This window comes from Nocardiopsis ganjiahuensis DSM 45031 (genome assembly GCF_000341085.1).
Classification (GTDB): domain Bacteria; phylum Actinomycetota; class Actinomycetes; order Streptosporangiales; family Streptosporangiaceae; genus Nocardiopsis; species Nocardiopsis ganjiahuensis.
The window spans coordinates 1-9057 of the sequence record NZ_ANBA01000040.1 but is presented as its reverse complement, the minus strand read 5'-3'; the positions used below and the strand labels follow the sequence as shown (position 1 = coordinate 9057).

The following is a 9057-nucleotide window of genomic DNA, read 5'->3' as shown; positions in this document are numbered from 1 at the left end:
TGATCCTTGACGCCCTTCGTCATGCCCGCAGGGGTTTCAGGGATTTCCCATCAACGATCTAGGTCTCCTCGGCGACCCTGGCCTCGCCCGCCAGTACGTGGGCGGTGAGCCGCCGCAGCGCGAGCCTGGTGGCCTCGAACTCCTCCTCGGGCAGGTCGATGACCCGTCCGATGGCCTCCGGGATGCCGCGGGTGCGGGCCCGCAGCGCCGCGCCCTCCCCGGTGGTGGTGACCAGCACCGAGCGTTCGTCGGAGGGATCGCGGTCCCGCCGCAGGAGGCCGTTGGTCTCCAGGCGTTTGAGCAGCGGGGTGAGTGTTCCGTAGTCGAGTTGCAGCACCGCGCCGATCTCCTTGACCGCGCACTCTCCGCGTTCCCACAGGAGCATCATCACGAGGTACTGCGGGTAGGTCAGGCCGAGCGGGTCCAGCAGCGGGCGGTAGAGGTTCGTGACGGCACGCGAGGCCGCGTACAGCGCGAAGCACATCTGCTCGTCGACTGCCGGAAGTTCGAAGTCGCCCGTAGGGGCGGGGGGTCGGTCGGGCATCGTTCAACATCGTAGTAACCGCGCACCCGATGTCAAAGCCCACAATTACCTTGTGCGCAAGCAAAAAAGGGAAACCGGGGACATCGGTGTACAAGACCGGCACGCGGAGGCCGACGGCTCCGAGGCGAGGTCGCATCGGAGCCGTCGGGGCCGGGATCGGGTGCCCGTGGGCGGGCTACTCCCCCCGCTGTTCGGGCACGCTGCTGGGCAGCCGCCGTTTGACCACCTTCCCGGTGGCGTTGCGCGGCAGCTCCGCCAGAACCACCACGTCGCGCGGCACCGAGAACCGGCCCAGCTCCTCGCGCACGTGCATGCGGATCTCGTTCGGGTCGACGGAGGAACCCTCGTACGGCACCACGTAGGCCGCGAACCGCTGTCCGAACTCCTCGTCCGGCACCCCCGTCACCACCACCTCGCGCACCGCGGGCATCGTCACGATCGCCTCCTCCACCGGACGGGGGAAGACGTTCTCACCGCCCGAGACGATCATGTCGTCGTCCCGCCCGGCCACGTGCAGCAACCCGTGGCCGTCCACGTAACCCCGGTCGCCGGTCTCCATCAGACCGCGGGTCGTCCGCTTGGTCCGGCCACTGGTGTAGCCGTCGAAGAGCATCTCGTTACCGACGTGGATGGCGCCCCGGCTCCCCTGCGGGACCTCCTCGCCCCGCTCGTCCAGCACCGCGATCCGGGTCCCCAGCGGTGGCCGCCCCGCCGTGGTCGGTGCCAGGCGCAGGTCCTCCGGGGTCGCGATGGTCGCCCACGACACCTCGGTCGACCCGTACAGGTTGTAGACCACGTCCCCGAACGCGTCCATGAAGTCGCTGATCAGCTGCGGGCTCATCGCCGAACCGCTGCACGCCACGATCCGCAGCGACGAGGTGTCGTACCGCTCCCGCGTCGACCGGGGCAGGTCCATGATCCGCCGGAGCATCACGGGCACCGCGAACAGCGCCGTGCACCGCTGTTCCTGGATCGTCCGCAGCACGTCCTCCGGCTCGAACAGCCGGCGCATCACCAGGGTCGCCCGCATCGACATGCCGAGCTGGACCCCGGCCAGACCCCAGGTGTGGAAGACCGGCGCCGACACCAGGATCCGGTCCCTGGAGTTCAGCGGGATCCGGGACAGGATCGCGGCCGCGTCCTGGGGCCCCTTCGGGGTGGGGCGCCGGGCACCCTTCGGAGTGCCCGTCGTCCCCGAGGTGAGCACGATCAGCCGCCCGGGCCGCTCCGGCGGCTCCGGGTCCTCCTCCGCGGACTCCCGGACCTCGGCCGGGATCCGGGGACCGGGCACGCTCGTCTCCCCCCACGAGGTCACCCGGGGGATCTCCGGCGGCAGCTCCTTGTACAGCTCCTCGAACTCGGCGTCCGCGATGAGCAGCGAGACCTCGTTGCGCTTCACCACGTCGAGCAGCGGACCGGCGGCCAGCCCGGTGTTCAACAGGACCGCGTCGGCGCCCAGGCGGCCGCAGGCGACGGCCGCCTGCACCATCCCGGCGTGGTTGCGGCACAGCAGACCCACACGGGACCCCTGCCGGACACCCATGCGGCGCAGTTCGCGGGCGAGTGCGCGCCCGCGCAGGTTCATCCCACCGAAGGTCGTGCTCCCGGCGTCGTCGATCACGGACACCTGGTCGGGCACGCGCTCACCGGCGGCGGCGTAACCGCCCGCGATGGTGGCCCCCCACGTCTTCAACGCGCGGAGCTGGCGGACGATCCTGTCCGGACGGCCCGGGGAGAGGACCCCGGCCTTGACCAGCACCCTCACCACCTTGAGGGTGTGGCGCAGCCGGGACCGCGCTGACGGGTCCGCGTGCTGGTCCGGCTGTGCGGTCGGGAGGCTGGCTGAGGACGCCATGGGGTCTCCGAGGGGTACGGCGACGGGCGAAGCGGTCCGCGCCCTCCGGGGAGCCTTCGCCTCTTGACTCCACGGAGTACTGCGACCGTAGGTGAGGAGGCCGTGGAGTTTCTCCGTGCCCGGGTGAGTGACTACTCGTGCGTAGTTGTCACTACAGGTCGAACTTCATGGGTGGCTCACTGGGTTCCGGCATGCCGCCCTCCGGCTCCAACGAGACACCCACCTGGACGGGTTCGCCCATGTCGTCGGAGAGCGCCGAGTACCGCCCGCCCGGAGACGGCTCCAACATCCCCGCGGAACGCATGCCGTCCTCGTCCACGTACCAGACCTGGTAGGCCATCCCCGGCGGGGCCTCGGGCAGCCCTTCCACCACCAGCATCAGGGCGTCCATCTCGTAGGACGTGAAGGCCGTCGCCCTCGCCTCCCCGCCCAGGTCGCCCTCGTGCATGTGCGTGTCCGGAGCCGCCAGGAGCTCCTCGACCGCGGCGGTGCGCCGGCTCACGTCGTCCATGTGGCGGTCGACCGCCACCAGCGTGGCGCCGAGCACCACGGCGACCAGGGTGCACGCCGCGGCCACCAGCCAGGGGAGCCGTCCGCGCCACCAGCGCCCCGGCCCCGGGACCACCTGTTCGGGCGCGGAGGCCGGGGGCGCCTGCCGGGTCCGTCGCGCTGACCCGCTGATCCTCGACCACAGCTCGGCCGAAGGCTCCGACGACTCCGAGTACGCCAGACGGACCAGCGTCTCGCGGAACTCCTCCAGGTCGCGCCGGCACTCCTCGCAGCCGGCGAGGTGCCGCTCGGCCTCGGCCCGCTCCTCGGGCTCCAGCGCGTCGACCGCGTACCCCGCGATCAGACCGTGTGCCTCCATGCCGCTCACGCGACCACCCCCAAGCAGTCCCGCAGCCGGATCAGGCCGTCCCGGAGACGCCCCTTCACCGTGGTCAGGGGGACCTCGAGGAGATCGGCCGCCTCCCGCTGCGTGTACCCCGTGTAGTAGGTGAGGCGGACCACGTCCTTCTGCAACTCCGTGAGCCGCCGGAGACAGCGCCGGACCTTCTCCCGTTCGAGGGTGTTCTCCACGTGGCGCTCGACACCGTCGGCGGGTGTCGTGTCCGGCTCCAGCCGCCCGGCCGCGGCGGCGCGGGCGTTGGCGGACTCCTCCGAACGCACCCGGTCGACGGCCTTGCGGTGGGCGATGACGAGCACCCACGAACGCACGGTGCCCCGCTCGGGGGAGAAGCGCCCGCAGTTGCGCCAGACGTCGAGGAACACCTCCTGGGCGACCTCCTCGGACTGGGCCTCGTCCAGGAGCACCCGGCGGACCAGGCCGAACACCGGGCCGCTCAGCTCCCGGTACACCCGCTCGAACGCGGCGAGGTCGCCGAGGGCCGTCTGCCGCAGCAAGGACGCCAGGTCCCCGTCCGACGGGACGGTTCTGCGACCGGGCCCCGCGGCACCCGACCTGAAACCACTCACCTGTTCCACCGCCACCATCCTCCCAGAGCTCTCACCCCGGCATTCGGAGCGGGGCACCCGGAGGAGACGCCCCCGGGGAGTGATGGTTACTCTTTCGTGATCAAAGGATACGTCTCCTTCGCGCCCACGGCTCCGAACCAGGGGCATGTCGGACACCACCCGAACCACAGGCCCGGTCCCGGGAGCGATCGCCGGCCTCGTCGCGACGGCCGCCGCACTCGCCGCCGCCGAGGCCCTCAGCGTCCTGATCTCCCGGCCCGGGGCGTCCCCGGTCCTCGCGGTCGGTGACGCGGTCGTCGACCTGACCCCCCTGCCCCTGAAGCAGTTCGCCGTCGACACCTTCGGCACGGCGGACAAGATCGCCCTGTTCGTCGTTATGGGCGCCGTCCTCGCCGCGACGGCGGCCGTGCTGGGCGCCGTCGCCGCACGACGCCGCTGGGCCGGGTACACGGGCATCGCCGTGTTCGCGACCGTCGGCCTGGCCGCCGCGCTGACCCGGCCCGACAGCGGAGCGCTCGACGCCGTTCCGACCCTCGTCGGCGCGCTGGTCTGCGCAGCCGTCCTGCTCGGGCTCCTGCGCACCGCCGCGTCCGGGCCGACGGAACAGGACGGGAACGACAGCCCGCCGCAGGGGTTCGACCGCAGGAGGTTCGCCCTCGTCGCCGGGGCGGTCGCCGCCGTGTCCGCGGGCGTGGGAACCACGGCCCGGTCGTTCGCCGGCTCCGGTGCGGAACTGTCCCGATCGGACATCACCCTGCCGCGACCGGCGTTCCCGGCGGCGCCCGTCCCGGACGGTGCGGACCTGGAGATCGACGGGCTCGCCCCGTTCCTGACGCCCAACGAGGACTTCTACCGGATCGACACGGCCCTGTCGGTGCCGCACGTGGACGCGACCGCCTGGTCACTGCGCATCCACGGCCTGGGCGCCCGGGAACGCGTGTACACCTTCGCCGACCTGCTCGCACGTGATGACCTCACCGAACGCGACATCACCCTGGCCTGTGTGTCGAACCCGGTCGGCGGGGACTACGTGGGCAACGCCCGCTGGATCGGGGTGCCCCTGGCCGCCCTGTTGGAGGAGGCCGGAGTGCGCTCCCCGCAGGACGGAGGGCGTGCGGACCAACTGGTGTCGCGCTCCGAGGACGGGATGACCATCGGGACGCCCGTCGCCGACGTGATGGACGGCCGGGACGCGCTCCTCGCCGTGGGGATGAACGGACGGCCGCTCCCCCGTGAGCACGGGTTCCCCGCCCGCATGGTGGTCCCGGGGCTCTACGGATACGTGTCCGCGTGCAAGTGGATCGTCGACATCGAGCTGACCACCTTCGACGCGTTCGACGCCTACTGGGTGCCGCGCGGCTGGTCCGCACAGGGCCCGGTCAAGACGCAGTCGCGGATCGACACACCCCGCGGGAACAGCGCGGTCGGGGCCGGGACGGTGGCCGTCGCGGGGGTGGCCTGGGCCCAGCACACCGGGATCGACCAGGTCGAGATCCGGGTGGACGGAGGAGACTGGCAGCCGGTGACCCTGGCCGCGGAGGACACCGCCGACACCTGGCGCCAGTGGGTCTTCGACTGGGCGGCCGAACCCGGAGACCACGAACTCACCGTGCGCGCGACCGACAGGCGGAGCAGGACCCAGACCGCGGACCCCGCTCCTCCGGCCCCCGACGGGGCGACGGGGCACCACACGATCGAGGTCACCGTCGAGTGAGGGACGCTCCCCCAGAACTCCCGCGCGGCAGGCGCGGGGAGCGCCGGCCCGGAGCCGGCACGAAGGTACGAGAACCCGACAGTAGGAGAAACGATGACAGCGTCCGCCACCAACACCGTGCGCCGGCTCCTCGCCGCCGGAGCCATCGGCCTCACCGCGGCCCTCTCCCTCGCGGCCTGTGAGAACACCGCCTCCGACGACCCCGCGGTGGAGAGCGAGGAGATGGGCGACGAGGAGGACTCCACGGACGAGGACATGAACGAGGACATGGGGAACGAGGAGGACTCCATGGACGAGGACATGGAAGGTGGGGAGGACTCCATGGACGAGGACATGGAAGGTGGGGAGGACTCCATGGACGAGGACATGGAGGAGGACACGGGAGACGAGGAGATGGGGGACGAGGAGGAGATGGACGACGACAACTGAGGCACGGACCGGGCACACGGCTCCCCGGCGGGAAGGCCGGGGAGCCGTGGCCGGCCGCGACCGGTGCCGAGAGGTCACCGGTTCACGGCAGCGCCCTCCGGGCGACGGTGCCTCAGGACACGGTGATCGGCGCGGAGGGGTCGTCCGCGTTGGTCACCTCGTAGGTGGCGGTGAACCCGGCCTCGTCGGTGTCGGGGCAGCCGAAACCGCCCTCGATCTCAACCGCGGTCGTGGTGTCGAAGGCCAGCGACGAGGCGGGGTCGCCGTTGGTCCAGTCACCCTCGATCGGCGCCTCGGCGTCGGGGTTGACCGTGGTGGTGCAGGAGGCGAGGCCCGTCGTGTTCACCACGATCCCCGATGCCGGGACCACCATGGTCGCGACGGAGGGGGACCCGTGCCGCATCGTCATCTGCCACACGGGGTCGTTCACGGTGACGGTCGCGCCCACGAAGACGACGTCGGTCGTGCAGTCCGTGAAGTCCGGGGCGTTGATGGGCCCGCCGACCGTGCCGTCGGGGTTGTGGTTGTCGGGGGCTTCGGGAACCAGGTTGTTGCCTCCGCCCGGGGAGCTGACCGAGACGTCGCAGGTGATCGTGACGTCTCCTGCGGTGAAGACGGCCGAGCCGACGAGCTCGGCGGTGAAGGCGGCCCCGGCGGGCTCGACGGTGGTCGGGCTCTGCTGGGCGGCGAGGGCGGGGCCGCCCCAGGCCAGGACGAGGGCCCCGGTGGCGGCGACGGCGAGGTAGGAGCGGACGCGGGATCTCGGTCGCGGAACCGACATGAGTACTCCTTGTGTGTGACGGCCGGACGGCATGCGCAGGGGACGCCCGGCGTGGGATGTGGTGTACGCGCCGACGTAGGTGGATGTCACTTGCCTGACGGAGAACCGGGAGCACACGGGAGGGGTACGGCGCCCGCGCGCCCCCGGTCGTTCAGTGGGCGGCCTCGGTCTCCCGTTCCCGCCTCCGGCGCCGGCCCCGGCCGCGCCGCTTGCGGGGCGGGCGTGCGACAGGCCTCCAGGCGAAGGCCAGACCGCCGCCGACCAGCGCCAGCAGGGTCCCGATGACCAGACCGCCGAGGTTGGACAGGATCAGTGCGCCCAACGCGATGAACCCGGCGAAGCTGCCGGTGATCATGTGCTGGTTCGGGGTGAACCAGGTGATCAGCCCCAGGACGACCAGCATGCCGCTGAACACGAGGGTCGACACGGCCCCGACCCCGAGGTAGATCATCATCTCGACCGGGACCCGGGTGATCAGGAGCATCTCCACCCCGGCGAGGATCATCAGGAGGCCCGCCAGGAACGGGCGCCTCCTGCGCCACCGCGTCCACCCGGCCCACAGTTCCCGGGTTCTCCTCAGAAGCACTCGTCGTCCCCGAGGGAGACGCCGAGGCTGAGGTTGTGGAGCCGGAAGGTTCCGGCGGAAGCGGCCCGGGCGGTCTGCTCCAGGTCCTCGACGTGGATGGTGTCGGACTGCATGCCGAACAGGTCGGTGTGGCCGCGACCCGACCCGAAGCCGTCCGGGCCCTTGTCCAGGGTGGAGGCGTCCCGGCCGATCTCCATGTCGGTGAACTCGGCGTTGCCGTCCATCTGCTCCATGTCGATGACCAGGTCGGAGGCCTGGACCGGAGTTCCGGCGTCACCGGCGGTCAACATGAGCGAGATCGGACCGACGAACGCGAACTCCGTGGTCAGCACCGACTGGCACAGGCTGTGGATCTCGGCCTCGTTGATGCCCGCGACCGCCACGGGGACCGCTTCCTCGCGGACGGTCGCGTCGATCCAGCCGAACTGGGTGAAGCCCTCACCGTGCATCTCGTCGGCCGAGATCTTGAACTGCTGACCGGAGATGCTGAACGACGCGGCGAGCGCTCCGCCGGCCATCGCCACCAGGATGCCGCCGATAGCGGCCCCTGCGGGGAGGGCGAAGAGGGCGAAGCGTTTCCAGCTGGTGTGGCTCTCGGGTGTCTCCGTGGCGTCGGTGGAGCCGTCGAGCACGTCGGGGGATGTGGTGTCCACGCATGTCCTTTCCAGGGTGCATGGCCGCGCTGCGCCTGCCGTCCCCCCGAACATCCGGCACGCGGCCCGGACCGGTTCCTCCCCGTGTGCGGGTCGGCGCCGGACCAGAATCTGTTGCAGTAACGCTGCACATCATGCATCGGGAACACCGTCGTTTCAAGGGATTCCCGGCGGCTTTCTCGCCCTTTCTCGATTTTCCCGAGAATGATCTTGTATCGAGCATTCCGTTTGTCTGACCTGCGAAAACGCCAATATGCGGCGTGTGTGAATGCGGTGGCGAACGGGCCCTCATGGTGTGGTTTCCAGCTTGATCAGAGCGCGGATCGGTCCCTTCTTGTCAACCGGGTGAGGGTTGCGAGTACTCGGATTCGTCATTCCGGTGAGTGGTCGCGGTCGCCGGGGCCGGCCTCGGGAGAGGGGGTCGTCCGGGCACGGGCTCTCGGGGAGGAGGCAGGGCGGAGACAGAGATGAACGCGCGCGCGTGCGCGCGAGGCCGTGCCGGACCGTACGCGGGCCGGCGCCCGAGGGGGAGGGTTCGTCGGTGACCGGCGACACAGGCGCTTCGGTTTGCCTGGGGTCGGGGAGGGGGGTAATGTTCTCCAGGTCGCCGCGAAACGGTGAGCGGCCCGCGAGGGTCGACTCGGAGCCGGGGCGCGATCGCAGACATCCTCTCCGAAACACACCGGTTCGAGCACTGCTCGGGCCATGTAAACTCAGAGAGTTGCTTCGAACAGACCAGCGCGAACAACGCGGTGAAAACACCGCGAAGGAAACGCTAGACTGGGAAAAGCAAAACGGGCTTTACCCCGATCTGGTTGACACAAACCGCCGATTTGGCGGGGCGCGGAACACCTGATAAAGTAAAGACACAACGAAGCGGACGGGCCGCCACAACGGCCGGAAAGCAGAAAGCCTTCCACGGAAGAGCAGACAGAACACTGGTTCTGGCGCTTGTGCGGGAAGAGTGATTGTTTCTTGAGAACTCAACAGCGCGTGTTTGATTTTCTTTAAGCCATGTT

General features: G+C 70.3%; 10 protein-coding genes. 2 read left to right on the top strand and 8 right to left on the bottom strand.

Translation table 11 applies throughout. The annotated features are described in order from the left end of the window. Nucleotides 1-58: 58 nt before the first annotated feature. The 4 genes from D458_RS0132560 to sigK form a co-directional block, all read right to left on the bottom strand. Nucleotides 59-544, bottom strand: a complete 486-nt coding sequence (locus D458_RS0132560; protein ID WP_026119906.1) for a MarR family winged helix-turn-helix transcriptional regulator — start codon at nucleotides 542-544, stop codon at nucleotides 59-61. 175 nt (nucleotides 545-719) lie between these two features. Then, complete coding sequence (locus D458_RS0132555; RefSeq protein ID WP_017590909.1) at nucleotides 720-2399, bottom strand: AMP-binding protein; 1680 nt, start codon at nucleotides 2397-2399, stop codon at nucleotides 720-722. A 151-nt stretch (nucleotides 2400-2550) separates the two neighbouring features. Further along, nucleotides 2551-3267, bottom strand: coding sequence for an anti-sigma factor (locus D458_RS0132550; protein WP_017590908.1), 717 nt, complete (start codon nucleotides 3265-3267; stop codon nucleotides 2551-2553). Nucleotides 3268-3272: 5 nt separating this feature from the next. Continuing rightward, nucleotides 3273-3893, bottom strand: a complete 621-nt coding sequence (gene sigK / locus D458_RS0132545) for an ECF RNA polymerase sigma factor SigK (RefSeq protein ID WP_017590907.1) — start codon at nucleotides 3891-3893, stop codon at nucleotides 3273-3275. A gap of 127 nt (nucleotides 3894-4020) precedes the next feature. Here sigK and D458_RS0132540 point away from each other — a divergent pair, with 127 nt between their 5' ends. Beyond that, a complete protein-coding gene (locus D458_RS0132540; protein WP_017590906.1) occupies nucleotides 4021-5589 on the top strand; it encodes a molybdopterin-dependent oxidoreductase in 1569 nt (522 codons plus the stop codon). A gap of 93 nt (nucleotides 5590-5682) precedes the next feature. Continuing rightward, nucleotides 5683-6018 (top strand): hypothetical protein, encoded by a 336-nt coding sequence (locus D458_RS0132535; protein ID WP_017590905.1) that lies wholly within the window; start codon nucleotides 5683-5685, stop codon nucleotides 6016-6018. Between the two features lie 112 nt (nucleotides 6019-6130). On the opposite strand, the gene D458_RS0132530 is transcribed toward D458_RS0132535, so the two are convergent. The 4 genes from D458_RS0132530 to D458_RS37295 form a co-directional block, all read right to left on the bottom strand. Next, on the bottom strand, nucleotides 6131-6799 hold the full coding sequence (locus D458_RS0132530; protein ID WP_017590904.1) for a hypothetical protein: 669 nt from the start codon (nucleotides 6797-6799) through the stop codon (nucleotides 6131-6133). 151 nt (nucleotides 6800-6950) lie between these two features. After that, on the bottom strand, nucleotides 6951-7385 hold the full coding sequence (locus D458_RS0132525) for a DUF6114 domain-containing protein (protein ID WP_026119904.1): 435 nt from the start codon (nucleotides 7383-7385) through the stop codon (nucleotides 6951-6953). Next, nucleotides 7376-8038 (bottom strand): DUF6230 family protein, encoded by a 663-nt coding sequence (locus tag D458_RS0132520; RefSeq protein ID WP_017590902.1) that lies wholly within the window; start codon nucleotides 8036-8038, stop codon nucleotides 7376-7378. The genes D458_RS0132525 and D458_RS0132520 overlap by 10 nt, the downstream gene beginning before the upstream one ends. Before the next feature lie 775 nt (nucleotides 8039-8813). Further along, the coding region (locus D458_RS37295) for a hypothetical protein (RefSeq protein ID WP_204366946.1) at nucleotides 8814-9057 on the bottom strand (244 nt) is incomplete at its 5' end.

What these genes read in the sequence shown, in the direction of transcription:
- D458_RS0132560 (WP_026119906.1), bottom strand. Translation starts at nt 544, where the DNA reads ATGCCCGACCGACCCCCCGCCCCTACGGGCGACTTCGAACTTCCGGCA.
- D458_RS0132555 (WP_017590909.1), bottom strand. Translation starts at nt 2,399, where the DNA reads ATGGCGTCCTCAGCCAGCCTCCCGACCGCACAGCCGGACCAGCACGCG.
- D458_RS0132550 (WP_017590908.1), bottom strand. Translation starts at nt 3,267, where the DNA reads ATGGAGGCACACGGTCTGATCGCGGGGTACGCGGTCGACGCGCTGGAG.
- sigK (WP_017590907.1), bottom strand. Translation starts at nt 3,893, where the DNA reads ATGGTGGCGGTGGAACAGGTGAGTGGTTTCAGGTCGGGTGCCGCGGGG.
- D458_RS0132540 (WP_017590906.1), top strand. Translation starts at nt 4,021, where the DNA reads ATGTCGGACACCACCCGAACCACAGGCCCGGTCCCGGGAGCGATCGCC.
- D458_RS0132535 (WP_017590905.1), top strand. Translation starts at nt 5,683, where the DNA reads ATGACAGCGTCCGCCACCAACACCGTGCGCCGGCTCCTCGCCGCCGGA.
- D458_RS0132530 (WP_017590904.1), bottom strand. Translation starts at nt 6,799, where the DNA reads ATGTCGGTTCCGCGACCGAGATCCCGCGTCCGCTCCTACCTCGCCGTC.